Here is a 23,060-nt window from a genome sequence, read left to right on the forward strand (position 1 = left end):
CGCCGGAATGCCAGTGGTCACAAATTCCGCAACAGGGCGTTTACGCAATATGGATCGCGGTTGTTTTGTCTGCCATGGCGAGCAGGCGACACATGTCGGCAAGGCTTACCGCCACGCAGCCTTCGGTGGGCAGATAGCCGGGCCTTGCCAGATGGCAGAATACCGCGCTGCCGCCTCCCAGGCTGCGGGGTTTCTGGTTGTGATCGAGGATGACGACCACGTCGTAGAGATGGTCCTCGCGCCAAAGCCGTTCGTGCGATGCGGAAAATGGCAGGCGAACGGGGCGGTTGTAGCGTCCATGACGGGGATCATCGCACCAGCCGTCATGAGGTTTGAGTGCACACACGGGAAGGCGTGTGATGGGCCTTTGAATGCGGTCGGCTCGGTAAAGGACTTGCAGCAGGCGATAGCGGCCCGAGGGAGTGGCGCCGTCTCCTTCGCGCTTTTCGTGTGAAATTCCGGTGCGGCCCAATGCACAGGCGACAGAAAGCGGGCCGAAAATCAGCCTGCCTCGCGTTCTGGATGCCGACAGGGCGCGAACGTATATGTTTCCCATTGTCATCTCTGACCTTAATGCTGCCATAGGGCCGGTATTCCCTCACCGCGCCGTGATCACGATTTGACCCGAATACCACCTAGCCATGATGATTGGCCCCCCGCAATCGTGATTCCGACCTGCCATTTATGGCCGTGGACCGGCAAGCGACCGCGCCGCTGACCAGATCGGATTTGAGGGAGAGCGCCGGAGGACGGGAATGACCGCTCGCAGGATTCTGATTATCGACGACGACGCCGATCTGCGCGAGGCGTTGGTCGAGCAATTGTCGCTTTTCGAGGAATTCGAAACGTTGACCAGTGATTGCGCTGCCTCGGGTATCCGGGAGGCGCGGGCCGATCATCTGGATCTTCTGATCATGGATGTGGGACTGCCGGACATGGACGGGCGCGAGGCAGTGAAGGTCTTGCGCAAAGGCGGCTTCAAGGCGCCGATCATCATGCTGACCGGGCACGATACCGACAGCGACACGCTCCTCGGTCTGGAAGCGGGCGCCAACAACTACGTGGTGAAGCCGTTCAAGTTCGCAGTCCTGCTTGCCCGCATCCGCGCGCATCTGCGCCAGCACGAGCAGAGCGAGGACGCCACCTTCGCCATCGGTTCCTACACGTTCCGCCCTTCCGCCAAGCTGCTGCTGGATGCCAGCGGCGGAAAGATCCGGCTGACGGAGAAGGAAACGGCGATTCTGAAGTATCTCTATCGCACGGGCGAAAAGCCGGTGACGCGCGATGTGCTGCTGCACGAGGTGTGGGGCTACAATTCCGGCGTGACTACGCACACGCTGGAGACCCATATCTACCGGTTGCGCCAGAAGATCGAGACGGATTCTTCGAACGCCACGCTTCTGGTGACCGAGGCGGGCGGCTACAAGCTCATGCCGTGACTTCCAAGGATCGGCAACTCACTCTGTTTTGGAGTGCGTTGCCGCTTCCTTCCGCTCAATAGCCTGCAGCCAGATCGCCTTCAGTGCGTGGATCGGATGCGCCCATCAGGATGCCCTGGTCCGCCATGATCGATTGCGTGGAGCCCATGGTGTTCTTCACGGCAATCTCGTAGCCCATGTCGCGCAGGAGCCTCAGCGTGTCGGGGCTAAGGCCGTCCTCCACGCGCAACTCGTCCGGCAGCCATTGATGGTGCACGCGCGGGGCGGCATTCGCTTCCGCGATGTTCGTGCCGTGGTCGACCACGTTCAGGATGACCTGCAGCACGGTAGTGATGATGCGGCTGCCGCCGGGCGAGCCGGTCACGAGCCAGGCCTTGCCGTCCTTGAAGACGATGGTCGGGCTCATGGAGGAGAGCGGCCGTTTGCGCGGGCCTACCGCATTGGCCTCGCCGTCGATCAGGCCATAGGCGTTGGGCGTACCCGGTTTTGCGGAAAAGTCGTCGAGTTCGTTATTGAGAAGAACGCCCGTTCCCTTCGCCATGAAGCCCACGCCATAGGAAAAGTTGAGCGTGTAGGTGTTGGAAACGGCGTTGCCTTCTTTGTCGATCACAGAGAAATGCGTGGTCTGATTGCTCTCGTAGGGCAGGGGATTGGCCGGGGCGATTTCATTCGACGGGGTCACTTTGCCGGGCTCGATGCCTGTGCGCAGCGCATCGGCATAGGCCTTCGACGTGAGCCCCCCGACCGGCACTTCGACGAAATCCGGATCGCCCAGATATTTCGAGCGATCCGCATAGGCGCACTTCATTGCCTCCGCCATGATGTTGATCGTTGCCGCCGAATTTGGTCCGGTTTCGCGCAGATCGAAGCCTTCCAGAATATTCAGGATCTCGATGATGTGGATGCCGCCGGACGAGGGGGGCGGCATGGAGGCGATGTCGTAACCGCGATAGGTGCCGCGCACCGGTTCACGGATGACGGCTTGATAATAGGCGAGGTCTTCCGTCGTCATGCCGCCGCCGCGGTCCTGAACGGTCTGTGCGATCGCGTCGGCCACGGGGCCCCTGTAAAAGCCGTCCGCACCTTCCTGGGCGATCCTTTTCAGGGTCGCTGCGAGATCTGGTTGCTTGAATAACGTGCCGGGCTCAACCGGCAGTCCCGCCTCGCCGTAGAAGGTGACGTAGGCTTCCGCATCGAGCGACAGTCGCACGCGGACCCGCTCCAGCGACTGTGCAAGGCTTGCGGGCATTTCGAATCCGTCTTTCGCCAGCCGGATGGCGGGGGCCATGACTTGCGCCAGCGTCAGCTTGCCCGAGCCGTAGTCGCGATGAGCGGCAACAAGCCCGGCCACCGTTCCCGGCACGCCGACGGCTAACCCCGAAAAACGCGATTTCAACGGGTCGGCATCGCCTTGCTCGTTCAGGAACATGTCCTTGAAGGCGGCGGCCGGGGCTTTCTCTCGGTAATCGATCGCCACCGTCTCGTTTCGATCGGCGCGATGAACCATCATGAAGCCGCCGCCGCCCAGATTGCCCGCGCGCGGCAAGGTCACCGCCAGCGCAAATCCGACCGCCACGGCCGCATCCACGGCGTTGCCGCCTTCCTTCAGGATCTCCACGCCGACCCGTGTCGCCGTCTGCTCCTGACTGGCCACCATTCCATGTTCGGCAATGACGGGATGAACAAGATCTCGGCCCGACAGAATGGGCGTCGTTTCCTGCGTGTTGCCGGTCGATGGCGTGAAGACAAGGGTGACGGCCAGGGCCGCACTGGCAAGGCCGGAAAGAACGGGCCGCATTTCGGATCCTCCCAATCGATGCTCGAAACGATTCCACTATCCTGCTTAATACTGGCGTATGTAGCGGCAGTTTCCAGAGAGCCGTCGTGAGAAATCGATTGCAACCGATGAGGCCGCCCGCGATTGCGCGGCGGTCCGACAGCAAGGGATATCAATGTCATGACGGCACGACGCTTCGCAAAGACCTTCTTGCAACCGCAGTGACTGCGCTTTTCTCGTGCGGCGGGAGAGCGATTGGCGAAGCTGTGGTGCGCGAACTGTCATGTCGTCGCAGCGGATCAGGCGCAGAGCAATCCGGACGTGCCGCCCTTTTCCGAAATCGCCGCAAAGCCGGATCTTTCCGTCGAGCAGATCAAAACGATGCTCTCCGGCACGCATCCGGACATGTCGCTGAGCCGGGCGGAGATCGCAGCACTCGTCGCCTATATCCGCTCCCTGAAGGAAGGCTAGGCGTTACGGCGTCTCGAGCTCGTCGAAGGTGGCCACGAGAGGAGCATGGAAGGAGCCGAGCGCTGCCGGAGTGCCCGCATCTTCGATTTCGTCGGCAAGGTTCCTGTTGTGAGAATCCGGACGTCCTTTAGTCGCGAGAACAGTGCGCGGCTCACGAGGATGTGGTCGAGCATGTGATGACGGCCGCGATGGCTGACCGTGAAACGACGTTCGCTTGAGACCGAAGCTTTCCACCGGCAGGAGCTCCCGGCTCGCCAGTTCGCAATTCCCGGTGTCGTCGAGCTCCGCAAGGATGATCCTGAGCGCCGGTTCCACTTCTACGGCGTTGAAATCCCCGACGGCCGCGACGAAAGCGTCTTCCTCCTTATCGAAGACCGCATCGACGGCTTCGCGCAATTCCAGCGCCTGTCCTGTCCGCTTCATGGCGGCCGCGAAATAGCCCTCGGCCCAGCCGGGGACCGACTTCCAGCTCTTTGCCGTCAATTTCTGGCCCGGTACGGGGGCTGTGAGCGGTGCGCGCAGGTGGACGCAGAAGAGGTGGAGCGGTCGGTTTTCGGGAAGATCGAGAGAAACGGCCAGAATCGGCCGGTCGAAATGGATTGCCGGGGCGGATTTGTCGGGCGGATGGGCATGTCGGCGTCGCCAGTGCGGTGGATCGATGTAGTCGTTGAGAATGTCCCGACATGCGATCACGGGATAGCGGGAGAGGATTGCGAGATTGTGCCGCTCGGTCGGATCTCCGTCGCCGCTCGTTGCGAGGTGGAAGCTTTCATAGGAGGTGTTTTGAATGAGGACCTGCAACGCATCGAAGCCGCGCGCCCATTCTCCTTTGCGCCGTTGCGTGTTCACTTTCTGCAGGCAGAGGATATCGGCGTCGAGTTGCTCCAGAATGGGGCGAAGCCGCGTTATGCAGGGTTCGAGATGCAGGGTTCGAGCGCTTGCGCGTCGAAGGGGTCCGATTCAAAGGATTCCAGGTTGAAGGTCGCAATCCGCATGGGATCAGAGTGCTAGGTTCTGTTACGTCTGTCGAGGGCGAGGGCTCTTGCGCTTTGTCGCAGTCCGGGGCAAGAGCGGCAGAGAGAGATGAAACCTGGCTGTAAGGAGCCGATATGACCCTTTGCCCCCTGCTGTTCCGGGCGAACGTTTGAGGAATGCTGCGGTCCCGCCTTGGAGGGCCGTGCCTGGCCGGAGACGGCGGAGGCGCTGATGCGCTCGCGCTATTCAGCCTTTGCCTTGCGCAATGTGGGTTGGCTGAAGGAAAGCCTCTGGCCGAAATACCAGAAGACCCTGGATATGGCGGAGCTCACGGAATTCGCCCAGACGCGGCAATGGATCGGACTGGAGATCCTTCAGGTCGAAAAAGGCAGCGTCGACGACAAGACGGGCATGGTCAAGTTCGTTGCCAAGGCGCTGGAAAACGGCGAAGTGCGCGAACACCGTGAGGCCAGCCTGTTCCGCAAGAAGAAAGGGACGCTGGTACTACGTGGCGGTCGTGGCCGAAGAGCAGGTGAAGGCGTTGCTGAGGCAATGATTCGGAGATGTCGGCCGTAACGGTCGCCCTGTTGTCTGAAATTCGCAATTCAAACAGGTAATGGGTAGGGTGCCGTGCGAACCGACCCGTTCGCTTGTCGCCCAGTGGGATAGGGCGTCTGATTTGGATCTGCTCACCACGTTCATGCCGCCGGACCTGTCACCGGCTTTCGCACTCACTCTCGTCTTCGTCTCCTTTCTAACCTCCGGCATGACGGCGGCTGTCGGGCTTGGCGGCGTGGCGCTTCTGGCGGTGATGGCCTTCGCCATTTCCATGGCCGTTCTGATCCCCGTCCACGGCGTGATCCAGCTCGGTTCGAACGCCGGGCGGATGATTGTCCAGGCCCGTCATATCGATCGTTCGATCCTGCTCTACATCGCGATCGGCAGTCTGGTGGGCGCTTGGGTCGGCGGTCACGTAGTGATGCGGCTGCCCGATGCGCCGCTCAAGATCGCGCTGACGCTATTCGTGTTGTGATCGATCTGGGGCAAGAAGCCGTCCTTTGCGAAGCTGCCGCGCTCGCTTCTGGTGCTGGCGATGTTCGTGACGACGATCCTGACCATGTTCTTCGGCGCGACGGGGCCGTTTGTGGGGGCCATCATCAGCCCCCTGACCAAGACCCGTCACGGTTTCGTCGGAACCTTCGCGGCTTGCATGACCCTGCAGCATCTGATCAAGGTGACCGTCTTCGGCTTTCTGGGCTTTGCCTTCGGGCCGTGGCTCTGGCTGATGATCGCCATGATCGTCACCGGCTTCATGGGCACGCTGGCTGGCTCCATGTTGCTCGGGCGCATGCCGGAGACGACTTTCCGAATGGGGTTCAGAACGGTGATGACGCTGTTGGCGCTCAATCTGGTTCTGCAGGCCGCGGGCATCAATCTAGTCTAGTCGGACATCTTGTCCAACCGTGCCTCAAGCCCGACTTTCACGCCCGGCCATTCCTCCGCGAGCACAAAAAAGAAGACCGAATCGCGCCAGCGCCCGTCGGGTAGGAGAATTCGGTGGTGGCGCAGCGTTCCCTCGCGGGTGGCTCCCATCTTCTCCATGGCGGCCTGGAAATGGAGGTTGCGGGCGTCGGTCTTGAGCTGCACGCGTCCATATCCACAGCTTTCGAAGACATAGGTCATCAGCAGAAGCTTGCATTCCGGATTGGTCAGGCCGTCCTAGAAGTTGGGTTGATACCAGGTCCAGCCGATCTCGAGGCCGCGATTGTTCGGGAAAATGTCGAACAGCCGGGTCATGCCGATGAAGGCGTCATCTTTTTGCCTGCGCACGACAAAGGGTACGTGAACGTCCGCTTTGCAGGAGGAAAGCGCGGTGTTGAAATAGTTTTTGAACGAGCCCGGAAAGGGGGAGTTCAGGAAGATACGCTCCCCTGCACCCGCATGGAGGGCGGCCAATCCCTCCCGGTGGTGTTCTGCAAGCGGCTCGAGCCGTACGAAACGACCTTGCAGGAGGCAAGGGAGAACCGGGGCAACGGGTTTTGTGGGAGGAGATTCGAGCACAGTATGTTCCTGCGATGATTTGCATCATGTCGCGGCGGCGACAGATTCCAACATGGAGCGGTAAACTTGCAGAAAATGCAAATTGGGCCGGTTCGACCAACGGTTGCGTCCATAGGTTTTCACGGCGCGGTTTCGTCACAGCTACAATGGGGTACAATGGATTTCGAATTTCCGATTTTTCGCGGGCTTTCCTCCCAAGCCCCGAGATCGGAAAGGCGGGCCGCACCCGAGCTCTGAGGAATAGCTGACAATCATGAAGGGTGTCGCGAATCGGTCGTAAAGAACACTGCCGCCGATGGGGCAAGTTTGTATAATCGCTTTAGCGGGTAGCGTGGCGCGCCAGAGACGCGCGGATTTTGAGGAACGGAATGGCCTCCGAGAAAGACAAGACGTCGAGCGAAAACGCCAAGTCTGGCGAAAAGAGCAGCGCCAAGCCCGCCGCGGGATTCGGTGCGCGTGCCAAGCCTGAGGGATCGGGAGCGAAGGGCGAAGCAAAAAGCGGCGCCTCCGCCGGTGCCAAAACAGGTAGCGCTCAGGCCTCTTCGGGAAAACCCGGTTCTGATCAGAAAAGTTCTGCACAGCCAGGCGCCGGCCAGACGTCGGGCGCCGGTAAATTCGAGGCGGGTCGCAGCGGTTCGAATCAAACGGGTTCGGGCCAGGCCGGTGCCGGCCAGGCGAGTCGAGCCGGTGCTTCTGGGGTTGCCAAGACTGGCAAGCCTCTGATGATCGATCTGACCGCGGAAAAGGTTCAAAGCAAGCAGGCGCAGGACGAGCCCAAGGCTGCTTCGAAGGAAGCTGCAGGCAAATCCCAATCGATCGCGTCCGCATCCGAAACCTCGAAAGAGAGCGGGAAGGAAACCGGCACGTCGGTCGGGAGCCGTTCCTCCGCCGGTGGGGCGCGTTTCGGTTCGGGCGCAAGTTCTTCCGGTTCAGGCGGGGGCGGTGTCGGTCGGGTCATTCTCGCCGCCGGGATCGGTGCGGTCGTTGCCTTTGGCGGTCTCTGGGGCGCGGAGCGCGCCGGGTACGTCACGTTCACGGGCAATCAGGAAATCGCCGATCTTCAGAGACGGCTGGCTTCGACGGATGGGCGATTCGCCGCGCTTGACGAGCGCTTGCGCAAGATTTCCGAAACCGATGCAACGCCGACGGTTGCGCCTTCCGTCGTCAACGACATGGCGGCGCGTCTCCAAGATCTGGAAGATCGCCTGCGGGCGGAAGCCGGCCTCAGCGGAGAGGTCAAATCGGTTTTCGACGGGCTCGATGAGCTGCGCCGTTTCGTTTCCTCCAGCGGAGCCGGATCGTCGGCCGCCTTGGTCAGCCTCGGCGACAGCGTCGACAAGCTGAAGAGCGAGGTCGACGAGATAGGGGGCAAGGTCGGCAAGCTTGAGGAAGATACCAGCCCCGTGGTGCGCAAGGCGCTCGATAACGTGGATGCCAAGATCTCCGCCCTGGAGGGACGCACGAAGGCTGCTTCGGAAGCCGCCAGTGCGGCGGTGAAGGCTGCGAGCGAGGGCGATGCGGTCGCCGGAAACACGCTCAAGGCATTCTCCGGCAGACTGGATGCGTTGAGCGATTCGCTGGACGTCACGCGCAAGGATCTGGGGGCGCAGGAGGCGCGGCTGGGCACGCTGGAAGATGCCGCCGATTCCGCACGCAAGGAGATTGCGGCGATCCATGAGGAAATCGCCGGGCTCGTCAAGCGGGTCGCGGCGATGGAAGAGCGGATGGGCGGGCCCGGTGCGCGCGAGACCGCTTCGCGCGCCATTGCCGTGTCGCTTCTGAAAAGCGCGGTCGATGCAGGAGGCCGCCCCTACACCAGCGAGCTTGCGGCCGTTCGGTCCGCCTTGCCGCCTGAAACCGATTTCTCGGCGCTGGAGGCGAATGCTGGCAAGGGCATCGAAACCGTTACCCAGCTGATTTCCTCCTTCCCCTCCGTGGCCGCACATATGGCGTTGACGCTGGAGCGGGTGGATACGGGTAACTCGGTCGCCGATAAGTTCCTGAACAACATGCGGTCTCTCGTGCAGGTGCGAGCGACCGGTGACGGTGCCGGTTCGGGTCCCATGGGAGCGCTCGGACGCATGGAAGAGAACGTCCGTGCAGGCAATCTCGCTCAGGTGCTGAAGATCTACGATACCTTGCCCGATGGGACACAGAACGCTGGCAAGGATTGGGCGGCCTCGGCCCGCGCGCGTCTTGCCGCCGATGCCCTGGTCGACAAAATGACCGCCGAGGTTATCAAGGCGCTTGCCAAAGACAGCTGACCCGGAGACGCCTTAAATGGTTCGCGTTCTTTCCTTTTTTTCCGCCGTCTTCGTGATCGCGATGGGTTTTGCCTGGCTGGCCGACCGGCCGGGCCTCGTCATGATCGACTGGCAAGGCTATCGCATTGAAATGGGGCTGATGACGCTGCTGATCGCCCTTGGCGTGCTCATGGTGGTCATCGGCATCGTCTGGTCGATCCTGCATACGCCGGGATCTGTATCGCGCTTTTTCAAGCGTCGCCGCCGCGATCGCGGGTTCGGTGCCCTGTCGCACGGTTTGATCGCGCTGGGGGCGGGCGATGCTCGCTCGGCTGGTAAATACGGCAACGAGGCGCAGAAGCTTCTCAAAAACGAACCTGCTGCCAAGCTGCTGCTAGCCCAGTCGGCGCAGATGGCGGGAAAGCGTGAGGAAGCGCGCGCCTATTTCGAGGCCATGCTTGAGGACGAGGCGACGCGGCTTCTGGGTCTGCACGGTCTGTTCGTGGAAGCGGAACGGCAAAAGGAGCCGCTTGCGGCCCGCCATTATGCCGAAGAGGCGCACAAGCTGTCTCCGGTCCTTGCCTGGGCCGACAAGGCGGTTCTTGCCTATCAGGCTGCCGCCCACGACTGGGAAAAGGCGATCGTGACGCTGGAGCGCAATGCACACGCCAAGCTCATCGACAAGCCGACCTTCCGGCGGCAGAAGGCGGTTCTGTTGACCGCACGGGCGATGGAGCTGGAGAATCACGAGCCCGATCGCGCCCATCAGCTCGCCATGGAAGCGCACGGTTTGGCGATCGATCTCGTGCCTGCGGCGGTGATCGCCGGACGGCTTCTGACGCGCCGCGGCGATGTGCGCAAGGCATCCAAGGTGCTTGAGGCGACCTGGAAGAAATTCCCCCATTCCGATATCGCGGAGGCTTATGCCCATGTGCGGCCCGGCGACAGCGCGCGCGATCGACTGAAGCGCGTCAAGGCGCTCAACGACATGCGCGGTCACCACGTGGAAGGTGGCTTGGCGATTGCGCGGGCGGCCATCCAGGCGCGCGACTGGGCGCAGGCGCGCGATTATCTGCGCCCCTTGCTGCGTACTCAGCCGACCCAGCGCGTCTTTCTGCTGATGGCGGATCTGGAAGAGAGCGAACACGGCGATCGCGGCCGCGTGCGGGAATGGTTGTCTCGCGCGGTTCGTGCTCCGCGCGATCCAGCATGGACCGCCGACGGGATCGTCGTCGATGCATGGGCGCCGGTTTCTCCGATCACCGGCAAGCTTGATGCTTTCGAGTGGAAGGTTCCGGTGGAACATCTGGGAGCGCCGGAGACAGAGCCGGACGGTGATCTCCTTGAGTTGCCCGCCGAATGGCCGGCCCCGGAAGATAAATCCGCCAGCGCTACCCCGGTTGAGACTATGAAGCCGGAAGTGTCTGCGACGTCGAAGGTTGCGTCTGTCTCGCCCGTCACCGCGCCTGCAAAGCCCGCTGAACCTGCGGCTCCTGCTCCTGCTGCAGAGAAGAAGGCTGCAAGTGACGCCAAGACGGATACACCGAAGCTGGAAGAGCTTCTTGCGGCCACTGCACCGAAGTCGGCGCCCAAGCCGGAATCGGCTGCGGCGGAGCCGGACGTGAAAAAGCAGGAAGCGGAAGCGAAATCGGCATCTCCTGCTTCGGCAAAGACGGCCTCGGAAACCTTCGCTCCGGCACAACCGGCTGCGGCGCAGGAACCGAAGTCTGCACAGGAACCCAAGATCCCGGCCGACAAGGTCAAGGCTCGGATTGCTCAACGCCTTGCGTCTGGCAAGACGGCGCCTGTGTCTCAGGGCGAAAAAGCGGCATCGGATGAAGCGGTGACGCTGAAGCTGGAAACGATTGCCAAGGCGCCGTTCGCCCACGGCGAGGAGACGCCCGAAATCGAGCTGGAAGCGGAGCATATGCAGCGCACGGATGCGGGCGCGCTGGAGACGGTCGGTGAGGTGGAAATTCCGCGGCTGCCGGATGATCCGGGCGTGGAAGCGGAGGACGATATTTCGCGACGCAGCCGGAAGTTCTTCTAGGCTTTTCAGTTGCCGTCGGTGTGACGATGCGCCCGAAACGGGGCGCGTCGTCGTATCCGACGGTACGTCTTTCGGGAAAGACACATGCAAGCGGTGTATCGCCCCTTGCATCACCCCGGCGAAGCGTATATCAAGCGCTCACTTTCCGGCTTCGGCCCAAAGCCGCTTTAGCTCAGTTGGTAGAGCACATCATTCGTAATGATGGGGTCGTCAGTTCGAGTCTGACAAGCGGCACCACTTCCACTCTTCAAAAATTCGGTTCTGGTAATTCGGTCCTCAGGGACGCGAAGCCGTGTTGCTGTTTGTCGCCTACTGCGCTGCAACGTGGGGCGAGAGACGTGGTTTCCCGCGCCCATCAACGAGATAGTGCGTCATCCTGCGGCAAGCCAGATCGCTCTGAGCGCGACCCAGGCGGTGAGTGCGAAGACGGAAGCTCCGGTTATCCCTGCACCGACCGCACAGCCCCCGGCAAGCATGCCGCCGAATCCCATCAGCGCAGCGCCCAGCAGATAGCGGCGCATCGAATATCCGTCGTGAAATCCGACGATCTTCCATTTCCGCGCGATGAGTGTGGCGAGAGCCGAGCCGAGGAATACGCCCGGCACCAGGCCCACATTGAAATCCAGGACGTCGCCGGGTGGCGACAGAACCAGCATCAACGTATCGGCGGAAGGGCCGGTGAAGGTGACGGCCTCCACCTGCATGGGGTCGAATGCCTGTCCCGACATGCTTGCGGTGAACCACCAGGCGAAAGGGATGGCGAGACCGGTCAGAGCCGCGGCAACCGCCTGCCAGGCGCGTACGCGCATGCGAAAGGCAACGACAAAGGCTTGCGACAAGCTACAAGACCGCGAAGGCCACCGCCCAGCCGGTCGTCGACTCGGCGAAGGCGAGCAGGTCGTTGCCGCCGATCTGGTTGGTGGTGAAGCCTGCCGCCAGCCACTCGCGCGTGGGACGCAGGATGCCGCGCAGGCTGGCTTGGGCGACGACGGCGAAAACGAGGCCGGAGAGCAGTGCCCTCAGGTTCCCCGTGGCCGAGAGGACCAGCAGACGACTGGCGCAGCCGCGCGCGAGCACCATGTCTGCGCCGAACATTGCTCCGCCCAGTGCCGCCTTTGCCGGGAGGCGATCTGGCGGGCTTCCGACAATTGCGCCTGATCGGCCAGCACCAGCAACTGCGTGCCTAGCACGGCGATGGAGAACGTGAGAAGCCAGATCGCGAGCTTTGCGCCGGGGGCCGCATCCACGAATTCGATTACCGCCGCGCGCAGGCAGAACCGGCTTTGCTGGGCGAAGGTCCCGAACAGCAGCCCGATAAAGAGTCCGCCGCACGCAAGGATTGCGGGCTCGGGAAAGCGATCCAGAAGAAATGTCAGATCCATGGGTCTCGTCCGTTGCCGTGCCGAAAACGGAAATATCTTACGTAAGGAAAGTTCACGCGACGTCTCTCGCATTGACGCCGGTCAAGTGTCAGCCATATAAATTCAAAAAAATACTATATTTAATGGGAGGAGACATCATGACCCGGGAAATCCCTAGGCCCAGCCGACGCACAGTGCTTGCAGGAGCAGGGGCGTTGATCGCTCTTGCGGCAAGCGGCGTGCCGTGGCGCGCGGCGCAGGCCTCCACGCTGCAATTGGTCGCTGCCTCTCTTCAGGTCGTTTCCGACTGCAATCTCGTCCTGCCAATGGGGTCATTCTTCCCAATCGTTCAAAGGACGAAATCAAGAATCTGCTCGGCCTGCACAGCTTACCGCTCGATGCTGCCGAGCCCGCATGCAACCTGACCTTGCTGCGGAAGGGCGACCGCCTCGTTCTCTTCGATGCGGGATCGGGACCCAATTTTCAGCCGACGGTGGGCCGATTGGCCGACAGTTTCGAGGCTGCCGGCGTCGATCCGTCCGAGATCACCAACATCGTCTTCACCCATGCCCATCCCGATCGCATCTGGGGTGTGCTCGATGATTTCGGCGATCCGCTTTATGCGGATGCCCACCCTTGGATCTCGCAGGCCGAATGGGATTTCTGGCGTGCCAACGATACGCTGGATCGCATGCCGGAGGAACGGAAATCTTTCGTTGTCGGTGCCCGCAACCGGTTTGATGCGATCGAGGACCTGGTCACTTTCTTCAATCCCGGCGACGAGCCCGTACCCGGCGTCGAAGCGGTCGATACGCATGGACATACGCCGGCCCACGTCTCCTTCATGCTGCACGGGGGGCCGGACCCTGTTCTGGTGACCGGGGATGCGATCAACCATCCGGTGATTTCCTTTGAAAAGCCGGATTGGGAAATCGGGTCGGATCAGGACCGCGCACAAGGAGCGGCCACACGTTCCGCCCTGATCGACCGGCTCGCAGCGGACAAGGCGGCGATCGTAGGTTTTCATCTGCCCTATCCGGGCATCGGTACGGTTGAGCGTTCGGGCGCGGCGTACCGGTTCGCCCCGGCCTGAGAATATCTCGCGGTCCTCTATTCTGCCGGATGACGATGACCGAGGCCGGGGATGAGCGAACGGACCGAGCCTTCGATCAGCCAGGCAAGATCGAACCGTGCGCCAACGGCGATGGAAATGAAGACGATGGGGGCCAAGATTGCCAGCGTGAAGGCGACCGAGATGCCCTGTCCGATCGTACAGCCCATCGCGAAGACGCCGCCGACGCCCATCAGGGCTGCACCCAGAAAGTGACGGCTTAGCTCGCGGGGCTTCCCAGCGCGCATCCTTCTTGCGCCATGCGGCGACGGTGGCGCCCAACAGCGTGCCGACGACGAGACCGACGCCGTAATCGGGCAGCGTTTCGGTGTAGGTGACCAGCTTCAGGAGCGTGTCACCCACGGGCACGACGAAGGAGGTTGCCTCGATCTGGATCGGTGCGAAAGCGTGCGCGGAGGCCCAGGTGGTCGCGACCCAGCCGAAGGCGACGCCGAGCCCGATGAGGATCCCGGTGACGATATTCGACAGGTCCCATCGATAGCGCGGGGCTGCAAAGATCGATGCCAGCAGTCCGATGGCGACGGCCGGCGCGACAACGATCCCCAGTTCGGTTCCGGTGGCGTGGGAAAGAAGGTTTGCGAGCGACTGATCTCCCGCGGCGGAGAAATCGAAGGCCAGATCGTCGACGATCTGGACCCGCAGCGGGGTCAGCAGACCGCGTTGCGCCGTCAATGCGGCAATGCCGAACACGACCGCTGAGCGCAGACTGCCGCCGCCGATGCGGACCAGGGCGCCGAAGCCGCAGGTTCCCACGAGCGCCATGCCGAACCCGAACACCACTCCACCCAGGACGGCGCCGGTCAGCGCGAAGTTGGACTGAGGTAGAAGCTTTGCGAGAGATCGGCCCATCCCAGCGCGTCCGCCGTCTGGGAGGCGATCAACGCAACCGCTGCTGTCAGTATCCAGGTTCGCAAGCCGCTGGAACCGTTTGCGTACCAGTGCCGTTCAAGGACTGAGAGAGTGCAAAATTGATTGATGCGGGCCGTATAGCCGATAAGGCCGCCCGCTCCCAATCCGAGGAGCAGCAGCAGGATCAGCTGATCCCATCCGTCCATGGTCGTTTCCTCCCGGGCCCGCTCTGCGGCAGGGCTTCCTGTTCCGAGAAGTCACAATGACGTTAGGGAATATCTGGTTCAAGGAAATTCGGGGGCGCGGCCTCAGGCCGGGCGCGGACGGACCGGTGTGCAGAACAATGGAATAGAGGTTCTCGACGATGCCGCGCACTTCGTCATCGACGAGCGAATAATAGATGATCCGATCTTCCCGGCGCGGATTGACGAGGCTTTTCATCCGAAGCCGGGCAAGCTTTTGAGAGACGGCGGCCTGCGGCATGGTCAAGATCTCTTCCAGTTCGGAAACCGACTTTTCCCCCTTCGACAGGATGTACAGGATCAGCAACCGCGTTTCGTGCGACAGCGTCTTGAGAAGGTCGCTGGCCTTGCGCGCCTGCTCCAGGAGACGATCTCGTTCTTTCGGGTCGGCCAGAATGGCCAGATCGGGGAGGTCTATCATTCTCGTCAATTTCCGACTGAGGCGTTCAAGGAAGGGGCGAGCAATGTCGTGGCGGGCAAAGCGGCAGCGGTTTTCAATGCCCTATCGTTTTCCTTCCGGCGTTTCGTTTTCCAGCTTCTGCAGCATCTCTCCCAGTCGCGGCCAGAAAAACTGATCCCCCGGATACCCGCGCATCCGGGCCAGTCCCCGCCCGTCCTCCACAAGAATGAAAGTGGGCGTGAGTCGGTCGCGGGCAATAGCCGCAAGATCCTGGGGCCAAGGGTCATTTATATCCACGCGACGCAACGGCGCTATTCGTCCTTCCACGGTGCGTGGCATAGGCCGGAGCGATCTCGGCGTTGAAGCGTGCACACCACGCACAACCGGATTGTTCCAGTATCACCAGTTCGGCGGCCCCGGCCGAACAGACAAGATTGGCCAGAACCATCAACGCCATAGCCTGTGCGGCCATCCGATACCGCATTTGCAGCTCCTTGCGATTCCGTGATTGCTAAATATATTAACATATGAATATTTTTATTCATTACGATCGCGGACAAATGGTCGCGAGTCACGATCTCGACAAAAACAGCGGCTGAAGGGGGGAAGCGACCAATGCTCGATGTGTCTTTCAGCGCGGCTTTCGTCGCGGGGCTGCTGTCATTCGTCTCGCCTTGCGTCCTGCCGATCGTGCCGCCATATCTGTGCTATCTGGCCGGCATCAGTTTCGAACAGCTGTCCGGTGAGGATCCCACACCGGGAACGGGGCGGCAGATCGTTCTGGCGGCGGTGTTCTTCGTGGCGGGCTTTGCCACCGTGTTCGTCGCCCTCGGGGCGACGGCCAGCATCATCGGTCAGACAGTGGCTCGCTACTTCGACACGATGGCGATCTTGGCCGACATTATCATCGCGGTCATGGGCTTGCATTTCCTGGGCGTCTTCCGGATCAGCCTGCTTTATCGCGAAGCCCGGGTGAATGTAGCCGCAAAGCCTGCCGGACTGGTGGGTGCCTATGTGATGGGGCTCGCCTTTGCTTTCAGCTGGACGCCTTGCGTGGGGCCGGTTCTGGCGGCGATCCTGTTCATCGCCGGATCAACGGCGACCGCGCTTGCCAAGGGGGCGGCGCTGTTTGCCGTCTATGCGGCTGGGATCGGTCTGCCGTTCATTCTGGCGGCGGCCTTTGCCGGGCGCTTCCTGAGCGTGGCGGGGCGCCTGCGCAAGCACATGGCGACGGTTGAGAAGGCCATGGGAGGGCTGCTCGTACTGACCGGAATTCTCTTCATGACGGGGCAGATGTCGGCCATCGCCCAATGGCTTCTGGAGACTTTTCCCGTCTTCACTCAGGTTGGGTGAGGGAGCGGACGGGAAAATGGGAGGAGGAAATCATGGTTACGTGGATACGGGCGGCAGCCCTTGGCGTCGCACTTGTCGCAACGGCGTTCATTTCGACCGGCAATGCCACATCGCTCGGCGATGACGGGCTCCACAAGGAGGACTGGTTCTCCCTCACTTTCCGGGATGTGGCGGAGGACATCGAGGCCGCGCGCGAGGAGGGCAAGCGTCTGGCTCTCGTCTTCGAGCAACGCGGCTGCATCTATTGCAAGCGGATGCACGAGGAATTGTTGACGGACCCGGAAGTCACCGACTTCATCAAGGCGCATTTCAAGCTCGTTCAGCACAACATGTCCGGCGATGAGGAGGTGACCGACCTCGACGGCGACGTCCTCACCGAAAAGACGGCCGCGCGCAAATGGGGCTACGTCTTCACGCCGACGCTCGTCTTCATGCCCGAAGAGGTTCCCGAAGGAATGAGCGTGCGGAAGGCGGCGGTCGCCACCATGCCCGACGCCTTCGGCAAGTGGACCTTCCTGAACATGTTCCGCTGGGTGCAGGAGAAGGGATACGAGGGCGATGAGCATTTCCAGAAATACCACGCCCGAATCATCCGGGAACTGCGCGATGCGGGCCGGTTGAAGGGCGAATAAGCGCTAAAATTCAATCGATTAATAGACACCAAGAATCTCGGCTTGCGTAAAGCATGCAAAAAATTATATCTCTTTGATATGTCTAAACTCCACGTTGTCGTGCCGCAACGGCATAAACGGCGTAGTGTGGGGAGCCTGCAAGCCGGGACAAATGGTTGGAAATGGAAGGAAGCGGCACATCATGCGCGCGCATATCAACAAGGCAGTCGCGGCTCTTGCCGCCGGTGCTGTTCTGTCAGGGGGGCCGTCCTGTCGGGAGGCGCGGGCGCCCTGGCGGGAACGATCGCACCGAACATAGTCAAGATCGAGGATACGGAACTCGGTCAGCCGTTGACCGATACCGCAGGGGACGCGAAACGCGGCCGCGAATCTTCGCGTCGCACAAGCTCGGCAATTGCCTGGCCTGCCACGTCAACAGCAATCCCAAGAACGAGCTTTTCCACGGTGAGGTCGGGCTCTCGCTCGACGGAGTCGGGGCGCGCTGGTCAGCCGCCCAGCTTCGCGCAATCGTCGTGGACTCCAAGCAGGTCTTCGGTGACGAGGCCATCATGCCCGGCTTCTACACGCTCAAGGTCGGCATCAATGTCGACGAGAAATTCGCGGGCAAGACGATCCTGTCGGCCCAGGAAGTCGAAGACGTCGTCGCCTATCTGACGACCCTCAATCAAGAATAATCAACAAAAACGCGATGACGCTCAATCGTCGCGAAGCACTGGCCATAGCCGGGGGCGCGCTCGCCTTTGCGGTGACCGGCGCCCGCATGGCCTGGGCCACGGCAGAGGACACGTACAAAGCGATCATGGCCTTTACCGGCGGTGCGGAACCCGCCACCGGACGCATCACGCTCAATGCACCGGAGATCGCGGAAAACGGCAACACCGTTCCCATCTCCGTGTCGGTCGAAAGCCCGATGTCGGCCGAGGATCATGTCGCCTCCGTCACCATCCTGGCGGAAGGCAATCCCAATCCGGAAACCGTTACCTTCCACTTCACCGCGATGAGCGGCGAGGCGATGGCGTCCACGCGCATCCGTCTGGCCAAGACCCAGAACGTCATCGCGCTTGCAAAGATGAGCGACCGGTCGGTCTTCATCGACACCAAGGAAGTGAAGGTCACCATCGGTGGCTGCGGCGGCTAACGACCGATATTCGAGGAGGAAGCCGTCATGGCCAAAGTAAAAACCCGCGTCAAATTGCCGAAGAAGGCCGACAAGGGCAAGGTGATCACGATCAAGACGCTGATCAGTCACCCGATGGAGTCCGGTCAACGCAAGAACAAGTCCGGCAACATCATTCCGCGCAAGATCATCAATTCCTTCAAGTGCGCGTTCAATGATCAGGCCGTGTTTTCCTGCGACATGGAGCCGGCGATATCCGCCAATCCGTATCTGGAATTCACCGCCCGTGTGGAGAAGAGCGGAACCTTCGCTTTCACCTGGGTGGACGACGACGGAAGCGTCTATTCGGAAGACGAGAAGATCACGGTTGGATAGTAACGCATCGCGCGTCGTCGGCGGAGGAAACAGCCTATAGGAGGAAGGCAGTTGAGGAAAACAATCATTATGGGGGGCGGCACTGGCGTTTGTCGGCTTGAGCGCGGGCGGCTTTGCCGAGCCGGTCGACGACGATCTCGTTATCGACAGCGACATCCAGATGGTGACCCGCGTCAAGACGCCAGAGGGGCATCTGCTGGAGGAAGCACGGTCGAGTTGGCTCTACCGCACCAAGGAAACGCGGACGCTGGAAGCCGATACGTTCGAGAACCCCGGCATGCTCTATGTGGAGCGTGGCGAGGAGATCTGGAACTCCAGATCAACGCGTGTCGCGAAGTCAAAATGAAGGCGGAGTCTTACAAGTTCGATGCGTCGGACCAGAAGGTACTCGTCACCTACATCAATCATCAGTCTCTCGGCATGCCTGTTCAGATCGATCTCAATGCCGGTGACATGAAGGCGTAGTGGGAGAAGGGCAAGGAAGCCTACTACACCCGCACCGGTCAACTGAATCTCTCCTGCGTGATCTGCCACGAGAACTACAACGGCAAGTACATCCGGGCGGATCACCTCAGCCAAGGCAACACGAACAGTTTCCCGACCTATCGTCTGAAGCAGGCCAACATGGTCTCGTTGCACAACCGCTTCCGCGATTGCATCCGTGACACGCGGGGGTCAAGCCCAAGGCGTTCTCGGACATCCTGATGGCGCTGGAAGTCTATGTCGCCTAGCGCGGCACCGGGCTTTCGGTCGAAACCCCTGCCGTGCGGCAGTAGCAAAACTCGGGGCGGCGGCATGACCGTCGACCCAGATCAACACATCTTTGAACAGAAGCGGCGGCTTGTCCGGCGCACGGGGTCCGTGCGTCAATGGGGGAGGCGTGCGCTTTGAGGAGCGAAAGAGCGGAATGTTCTCCAGACGCGAATTCCTGATGGAAGCGGTGGCGACCAGTGCGGTGCTGGGCTCTGGCATGGCCGGGCGCTGGAGCCGGGTCATGGCGCAACAAGGCTTCAGCGAAGTGGCCCTTCTCGACATGGCGCCGGTCGGCAATCTGACCCTGGCTCATGTGACCGACATCCATGCCCAGTTGAAGCCGACCTATTTCCGCGAGCCGTCGATCAATCTTGGCGTCGGCGATGTGGCGGGGAAGCTGCCGCACGTGACGGGCGCGGATTTCCTAAAGCTCTACGACATCAAGCCGGGGGCGCCGGATGCCTATGCGTTGACGTCGGAGGATTTCGTTTCGCTTGCCAAGGCCTACGGTCGCATGGGCGGCATGGATCGGGTGGCGACCGTCATCAAGCATATCCGTTCCGAGCGCGGCGACGACAATGTGGTGCTGCTCGACGGCGGCGATACCTGGCAGGGGGGGCCTATACGGCGCAGCAGACCCAGGGCGCGGACATGACCGAGGTTATGAATTCGCTGGCGCCCGACGCCATGACCGGCCATTCGGAATTCACCTACGGCACGGACCGCGTTCAGGAAGTGATCGACGAACTGCCGTTCCCCTTCCTCGGCTCCAATATCTACGACAACGAGTGGGATGAATCCGCCTTCGAGCACACGGTGATGCTGGAGCGCGGCGGTTTTAAGGTCGCGGTTATCGGTCAGGCCTCCCCTATACGCTGATCGCCAATCTGCGCTGGATGATCCCCGGCTGGTCATTCGGCATTCGCGAGGAAGACATCGCCGCGCACGTGGAAGAGGCGCGCGAGGCGGGGGCCGATGTGGTCGTGCTCCTGTCGCATAACGGTTTCGATGTGGACCGCAAGCTTGCCTCCCGGGTTCTGGGTATCGACGTGATCCTGACGGGTCACACCCACGACGCGTTGCCGGAGCCGGTGATGGTCGGCAAGACACTGGTGGTTGCATCCGGGTCGAATGGCAAGTTTGTCTCGCGGATCGATCTCGACGTGCGCGACGGGAAGGTGACCGACTGGGGCTACCGCCTGATCCCCGTCTTTTCCGACGTGATCACGCCGGACGCCGATATGGCGGCGCTGATCGACAAGGTGCGCGCGCCTTACGAGGCTGAGCTTGCGCGCGAACTGGCGACCACGGACGAGCTTCTGTTCCGGCGCGGGAATTTCAACGGCACGTTCGATGATCTCATCTGCGAGGCGCTTCTTCAGGAACGCAATGCGGAGATTGCGCTCTCGCCGGGCTTCCGGTGGGGGACGAGCGTGTTGCCGGGCACGGCGATCACGGTCGAAGACCTGCACAATGCCTGGGCCATGACCTATCCGGCCGCCTATCGCTCCACCATGAGCGGGGCGACGTTCAAGGACGTGCTGGAGGATGTTGCCGACAACCTCTTCAACGTCGATCCCTACTACCAGCAGGGCGGCGACATGGTTCGGGTCGGGGGCATGGGCTACGCGATCGATCCCAAGGCAGAGATGGGATCGCGGATTTCCGACATGACGGTGCTTGCCACGGGCGAGCCGATCTATCCGGCGCGCGACTACACTGTTGCTGGCTGGGCCTCGGTCAACGAGGGCACGGAAGGTCCGGCCATCTGGGATGTGGTGGAGAGCTACCTCACCCGCACCGGCACCGTGAGCCTGCCTGACAACCAATCGGTGAAGGTGGCGGGCTGATGCGAGACGAGACAAGACACGTTCGAGGGACGAGGATGAGCGACACGACAGAAAAGCCTGCGGGCGGCATGAACCGGCGCGACTTCCTGAAGGCTGGACTTGCCGCGGGCGGGGCTGCCGCATTCGGCGGGGCCGCGGCGGCTGCCGAAAACGATCCGCTGATCACCGAGGTCCAGGACTGGAACCGTTATCTCGGCGCAGGCGTTCAGGCCGCGCCCTATGGCGTGCCGTCGGAGCACGAGCCCCATGTGGTGCGCTGCGATGTGGAGTGGCTGACGGCATCGACCGAAAGCTCGGTCAATTTCACGCCGCTGCATGAGCTTGATGGCATCATCACGCCGAACGGCCTGTGCTTTGAGCGTCACCACGGCGGCGTGGCGGATATCGCGCCTGCCGATCACCGGCTGATGATCAACGGTCTGGTAGATACCCCGCTCGTTTTCACCATGCAGAATCTGATGCGTTTTCCGCGTGAAAACCGCGTCTACTTCCTGGAATGCGCGGCCAATTCCGGCATGGAATGGCGCGGATCCCAGTTCAACGGCTGCCAGTACACGCACGGCATGGTCCATTGTGTGATGTATACGGGCGTGCCGTTGAAGCTTCTTCTCGAAGAAGCGGGTGTGAAGGCCAACGGCAAGTGGCTGCTTGCCGAAGGCGCGGATGCGGCCGCGATGACGCACTCGATCCCGATGGAAAAGGCACTCGACGATTGCCTTGTTGCCTTCAAGATGAACGGCGAGGCATTGCGTCCCGAACAGGGCTATCCGCTGCGCCTGTGGGTTCCCGACTGGGAAGGCAACATGTGGGGCAAGTGGCTGCGGCAACTGGAAGTCGGCGATGAGCCCTGGCAGCAGCGCGAAGAAACCTCGAAATACACCGATCTGCTGGCCAGCGGAAAGGCGCGGCGCTTCACCTGGGTGATGGATCCGAAATCGATCATTACCAATCCCTCGCCGCAGATGCCGATCACGCACGGCAAGGGGCCGCTGGTCATATCCGGGCTTGTCTGGTCGGGTAACGGACAGATCAAGCGGGTCTATGTCTCGATCGACGGCGGGCGCAACTGGAAGACCGCCCGCATCGACGGGCCGAGCTTCTTCAAGGCGTTGCATCGCTTCTATCTCGATATCGAGTGGGACGGCTCCCCGCTTCTGTTGCAGTCACGTGCGCTCGACGAGCACGGTTTCTATCAGCCGACGAAGAATGAACTGAGGGCCGAGCGCGGCGAAAATTCCATCTACCACAACAATTCTGTCCAGACCTGGCATGTGAAAGAGGACGGGACGGTTGAAAATGTCGAAGTTTCCTAAAGCCCTGATCGTTCTCCTCTCTGCCGGTGTCGCTCTTCCCGCATTTGCGGCCGATGGCGGCAAGCTAGGCCTCGGTCGGCCCGCAACGCAGGAAGAGGTTTCCGCCTGGGATATCGATGTCCGTCCGGACGGTACGGGCCTGCCGGAAGGACATGGCACCGTGGCGGAGGGCGAAGTGCTCTTCACCGATAACTGCGCATTCTGTCACGGCGATTTCGGCGAAGGTATCGGCCGCTGGCCGGTGCTCGCCGGTGGACAGGGTACGCTGACGCACGAGCGCCCGGAAAAGACGGTGGGTTCCTACTGGCCGTATCTCTCCACCGTCTATGACTACGTTCGCCGGGCCATGCCGTTCGGCAATGCGCGGTCGATGACGGGTGACGAGGTCTATGCGCTCACGACCTATATCCTCTATCTGAACGACATCGTCACGGACGAGGATTTCGAACTCTCCAAGGAGAACTTCACCGACATCTATCTGCCGAACGAGGCGAATTTTATCTCCGACAGTCGTTACGACGAGCCCTTCAACACCGAAAAACATCAACCGTGCATGACGGATTGCAAGGCGGAGCCTGCAAAGATCACCATGTGCGCGCGTATTCTCGATGTGACGCCGAGCAGCGTGGAGGATGACGGTGCGGGCACGGTGGATTGAGTACCAAAG

General features: G+C 61.4%; 29 protein-coding genes, 1 tRNA gene and 2 pseudogenes. 20 read left to right on the forward strand and 12 right to left on the reverse strand.

Annotation, left to right across the window (positions count from 1 at the left end):
• Nucleotides 1-40: 40 nt before the first annotated feature.
• A complete protein-coding gene (locus tag QNJ43_RS06065; RefSeq protein ID WP_346432880.1) occupies nt 41-583 on the reverse strand; it encodes a L,D-transpeptidase family protein in 543 nt (180 codons plus the stop codon).
• Nucleotides 584-755: 172 nt separating this feature from the next.
• Here QNJ43_RS06065 and QNJ43_RS06070 point away from each other — a divergent pair, with 172 nt between their 5' ends.
• Nucleotides 756-1,439 (forward strand): response regulator transcription factor, encoded by a 684-nt coding sequence (locus QNJ43_RS06070; protein WP_300468251.1) that lies wholly within the window; start codon nt 756-758, stop codon nt 1,437-1,439.
• 55 nt (nt 1,440-1,494) lie between these two features.
• Here QNJ43_RS06070 and ggt read toward each other — a convergent pair whose 3' ends face one another.
• The gene (ggt, locus tag QNJ43_RS06075) at nt 1,495-3,237 is read right to left on the reverse strand and encodes a gamma-glutamyltransferase (RefSeq protein WP_300468253.1); all 1,743 of its coding nucleotides are present in this window, start codon (nt 3,235-3,237) and stop codon (nt 1,495-1,497) included.
• 204 nt (nt 3,238-3,441) lie between these two features.
• On the opposite strand from ggt, the gene QNJ43_RS06080 reads away from it, so the two are divergent.
• Nucleotides 3,442-3,687, forward strand: a complete 246-nt coding sequence (locus QNJ43_RS06080; RefSeq protein WP_300468561.1) for a cytochrome c — start codon at nt 3,442-3,444, stop codon at nt 3,685-3,687.
• A gap of 3 nt (nt 3,688-3,690) precedes the next feature.
• Here the strand turns inward: QNJ43_RS06080 and QNJ43_RS06085 are convergent, their stop codons facing one another.
• Nucleotides 3,691-4,647, reverse strand: a complete 957-nt coding sequence (locus QNJ43_RS06085; RefSeq protein WP_346432895.1) for an endonuclease/exonuclease/phosphatase family protein — start codon at nt 4,645-4,647, stop codon at nt 3,691-3,693.
• Nucleotides 4,648-4,854: 207 nt separating this feature from the next.
• Here QNJ43_RS06085 and QNJ43_RS06090 point away from each other — a divergent pair, with 207 nt between their 5' ends.
• The 3 genes from QNJ43_RS06090 (at nt 4,855) to QNJ43_RS06100 (ending at nt 6,106) form a co-directional block, all read left to right on the forward strand.
• Complete coding sequence (locus tag QNJ43_RS06090) at nt 4,855-5,238, forward strand: YchJ family metal-binding protein (RefSeq protein ID WP_300468254.1); 384 nt, start codon at nt 4,855-4,857, stop codon at nt 5,236-5,238.
• 103 nt (nt 5,239-5,341) lie between these two features.
• A complete protein-coding gene (locus tag QNJ43_RS06095) occupies nt 5,342-5,695 on the forward strand; it encodes a hypothetical protein (protein ID WP_300468255.1) in 354 nt (117 codons plus the stop codon).
• A 51-nt stretch (nt 5,696-5,746) separates the two neighbouring features.
• Complete coding sequence (locus QNJ43_RS06100) at nt 5,747-6,106, forward strand: hypothetical protein (RefSeq protein ID WP_300468256.1); 360 nt, start codon at nt 5,747-5,749, stop codon at nt 6,104-6,106.
• Here QNJ43_RS06100 and QNJ43_RS06105 read toward each other — a convergent pair.
• Both QNJ43_RS06105 and QNJ43_RS06110 read right to left on the reverse strand, forming a co-directional pair.
• A complete protein-coding gene (locus QNJ43_RS06105) occupies nt 6,103-6,345 on the reverse strand; it encodes a GNAT family protein (RefSeq protein ID WP_300468257.1) in 243 nt (80 codons plus the stop codon). The two genes, QNJ43_RS06100 and QNJ43_RS06105, sit on opposite strands and share 4 nt — an antisense overlap.
• Nucleotides 6,346-6,381: 36 nt before the next feature.
• Nucleotides 6,382-6,618 carry a hypothetical protein gene (locus QNJ43_RS06110; RefSeq protein ID WP_300468258.1) on the reverse strand — a complete coding sequence of 79 codons (237 nt, stop codon included), beginning with the start codon at nt 6,616-6,618 and terminating at the stop codon, nt 6,382-6,384.
• Between the two features lie 827 nt (nt 6,619-7,445).
• On the opposite strand from QNJ43_RS06110, the gene QNJ43_RS06115 reads away from it, so the two are divergent.
• The 3 genes from QNJ43_RS06115 (at nt 7,446) to QNJ43_RS06125 (ending at nt 11,253) form a co-directional block, all read left to right on the forward strand.
• The gene (locus tag QNJ43_RS06115; protein WP_300468259.1) at nt 7,446-8,987 is read left to right on the forward strand and encodes a hypothetical protein; all 1,542 of its coding nucleotides are present in this window, start codon (nt 7,446-7,448) and stop codon (nt 8,985-8,987) included.
• A gap of 16 nt (nt 8,988-9,003) precedes the next feature.
• Nucleotides 9,004-11,016, forward strand: a complete 2,013-nt coding sequence (locus QNJ43_RS06120; protein WP_300468260.1) for a heme biosynthesis HemY N-terminal domain-containing protein — start codon at nt 9,004-9,006, stop codon at nt 11,014-11,016.
• Nucleotides 11,017-11,177: 161 nt separating this feature from the next.
• A tRNA-Thr gene (locus tag QNJ43_RS06125) sits at nt 11,178-11,253 on the forward strand.
• A gap of 134 nt (nt 11,254-11,387) precedes the next feature.
• On the opposite strand, the gene QNJ43_RS06130 is transcribed toward QNJ43_RS06125, so the two are convergent.
• Genes QNJ43_RS06130 through QNJ43_RS06140 form a run of 3 tightly spaced genes read right to left on the reverse strand, consistent with a single transcriptional unit; the run spans nt 11,388 to nt 12,398 of the window.
• Nucleotides 11,388-11,825, reverse strand: a complete 438-nt coding sequence (locus tag QNJ43_RS06130) for a YeeE/YedE thiosulfate transporter family protein (RefSeq protein ID WP_300468261.1) — start codon at nt 11,823-11,825, stop codon at nt 11,388-11,390.
• A gap of 31 nt (nt 11,826-11,856) precedes the next feature.
• Nucleotides 11,857-12,096: a YeeE/YedE thiosulfate transporter family protein gene (locus QNJ43_RS06135; RefSeq protein ID WP_300468262.1), complete on the reverse strand. Its 240-nt coding sequence runs from the start codon at nt 12,094-12,096 to the stop codon at nt 11,857-11,859.
• Nucleotides 12,036-12,398, reverse strand: coding sequence for a hypothetical protein (locus QNJ43_RS06140; RefSeq protein WP_300468263.1), 363 nt, complete (start codon nt 12,396-12,398; stop codon nt 12,036-12,038). The genes QNJ43_RS06135 and QNJ43_RS06140 overlap by 61 nt, the downstream gene beginning before the upstream one ends.
• Nucleotides 12,399-12,621: 223 nt before the next feature.
• Between QNJ43_RS06140 and QNJ43_RS06145 the strand changes: the two genes are divergently transcribed.
• The gene (locus QNJ43_RS06145) at nt 12,622-13,470 is read left to right on the forward strand and encodes an MBL fold metallo-hydrolase (RefSeq protein ID WP_300468264.1); all 849 of its coding nucleotides are present in this window, start codon (nt 12,622-12,624) and stop codon (nt 13,468-13,470) included.
• 17 nt (nt 13,471-13,487) lie between these two features.
• On the opposite strand, the gene QNJ43_RS06150 is transcribed toward QNJ43_RS06145, so the two are convergent.
• The 4 genes and pseudogenes from QNJ43_RS06150 to QNJ43_RS26835 all read right to left on the reverse strand — a co-directional run bounded on the left by QNJ43_RS06150 (nt 13,488) and on the right by QNJ43_RS26835 (nt 15,021).
• A complete protein-coding gene (locus QNJ43_RS06150) occupies nt 13,488-13,736 on the reverse strand; it encodes a YeeE/YedE thiosulfate transporter family protein (RefSeq protein ID WP_300468265.1) in 249 nt (82 codons plus the stop codon).
• A 28-nt stretch (nt 13,737-13,764) separates the two neighbouring features.
• Nucleotides 13,765-14,358 (reverse strand): annotated as a pseudogene (locus QNJ43_RS06155) (YeeE/YedE thiosulfate transporter family protein); the annotation flags it as partial.
• On the reverse strand, nt 14,310-14,564 hold the full coding sequence (locus tag QNJ43_RS06160; protein WP_300468266.1) for a hypothetical protein: 255 nt from the start codon (nt 14,562-14,564) through the stop codon (nt 14,310-14,312). The pseudogene QNJ43_RS06155 and the gene QNJ43_RS06160, both read right to left, overlap by 49 nt.
• Nucleotides 14,455-15,021, reverse strand: coding sequence for a metalloregulator ArsR/SmtB family transcription factor (locus QNJ43_RS26835; RefSeq protein WP_346432881.1), 567 nt, complete (start codon nt 15,019-15,021; stop codon nt 14,455-14,457). The genes QNJ43_RS06160 and QNJ43_RS26835 overlap by 110 nt, the downstream gene beginning before the upstream one ends.
• A 594-nt stretch (nt 15,022-15,615) precedes the next feature.
• Here QNJ43_RS26835 and QNJ43_RS06175 point away from each other — a divergent pair.
• The 11 genes and pseudogenes from QNJ43_RS06175 (at nt 15,616) to QNJ43_RS06225 (ending at nt 23,051) form a co-directional block, all read left to right on the forward strand.
• A complete protein-coding gene (locus QNJ43_RS06175; RefSeq protein ID WP_300468267.1) occupies nt 15,616-16,353 on the forward strand; it encodes a cytochrome c biogenesis protein CcdA in 738 nt (245 codons plus the stop codon).
• 32 nt (nt 16,354-16,385) lie between these two features.
• Nucleotides 16,386-16,985, forward strand: coding sequence for a thioredoxin family protein (locus QNJ43_RS06180; protein ID WP_300468268.1), 600 nt, complete (start codon nt 16,386-16,388; stop codon nt 16,983-16,985).
• Between the two features lie 161 nt (nt 16,986-17,146).
• A complete protein-coding gene (gene soxX / locus QNJ43_RS06185; protein WP_346432882.1) occupies nt 17,147-17,659 on the forward strand; it encodes a sulfur oxidation c-type cytochrome SoxX in 513 nt (170 codons plus the stop codon).
• 14 nt (nt 17,660-17,673) lie between these two features.
• A complete protein-coding gene (soxY, locus tag QNJ43_RS06190; protein WP_300468269.1) occupies nt 17,674-18,123 on the forward strand; it encodes a thiosulfate oxidation carrier protein SoxY in 450 nt (149 codons plus the stop codon).
• 27 nt (nt 18,124-18,150) lie between these two features.
• Nucleotides 18,151-18,477 carry a thiosulfate oxidation carrier complex protein SoxZ gene (soxZ, locus tag QNJ43_RS06195; protein ID WP_300468270.1) on the forward strand — a complete coding sequence of 109 codons (327 nt, stop codon included), beginning with the start codon at nt 18,151-18,153 and terminating at the stop codon, nt 18,475-18,477.
• A gap of 97 nt (nt 18,478-18,574) precedes the next feature.
• Nucleotides 18,575-18,823: a hypothetical protein gene (locus QNJ43_RS06200; RefSeq protein ID WP_300468271.1), complete on the forward strand. Its 249-nt coding sequence runs from the start codon at nt 18,575-18,577 to the stop codon at nt 18,821-18,823.
• Entirely contained in the window at nt 18,820-18,942 is a 123-nt protein-coding gene (locus QNJ43_RS06205) for a hypothetical protein (RefSeq protein ID WP_300468273.1), read from the forward strand. The genes QNJ43_RS06200 and QNJ43_RS06205 overlap by 4 nt, the downstream gene beginning before the upstream one ends.
• 57 nt (nt 18,943-18,999) lie before the next feature.
• Nucleotides 19,000-19,182: a hypothetical protein gene (locus QNJ43_RS06210; RefSeq protein WP_300468275.1), complete on the forward strand. Its 183-nt coding sequence runs from the start codon at nt 19,000-19,002 to the stop codon at nt 19,180-19,182.
• A gap of 202 nt (nt 19,183-19,384) precedes the next feature.
• A pseudogene (gene soxB, locus QNJ43_RS06215) lies at nt 19,385-21,080 on the forward strand (thiosulfohydrolase SoxB).
• Between the two features lie 35 nt (nt 21,081-21,115).
• The gene (gene soxC / locus QNJ43_RS06220) at nt 21,116-22,393 is read left to right on the forward strand and encodes a sulfite dehydrogenase (protein ID WP_300468277.1); all 1,278 of its coding nucleotides are present in this window, start codon (nt 21,116-21,118) and stop codon (nt 22,391-22,393) included.
• Nucleotides 22,377-23,051 (forward strand): cytochrome c, encoded by a 675-nt coding sequence (locus QNJ43_RS06225; RefSeq protein WP_300468279.1) that lies wholly within the window; start codon nt 22,377-22,379, stop codon nt 23,049-23,051. The genes soxC and QNJ43_RS06225 overlap by 17 nt, the downstream gene beginning before the upstream one ends.
• Nucleotides 23,052-23,060 lie beyond the last annotated feature (9 nt).

The sequence above is a fragment of the Breoghania sp. genome (assembly GCF_030066895.1).
In the GTDB taxonomy this organism is placed as follows: Bacteria; Pseudomonadota; Alphaproteobacteria; order Rhizobiales; family Stappiaceae; genus Breoghania.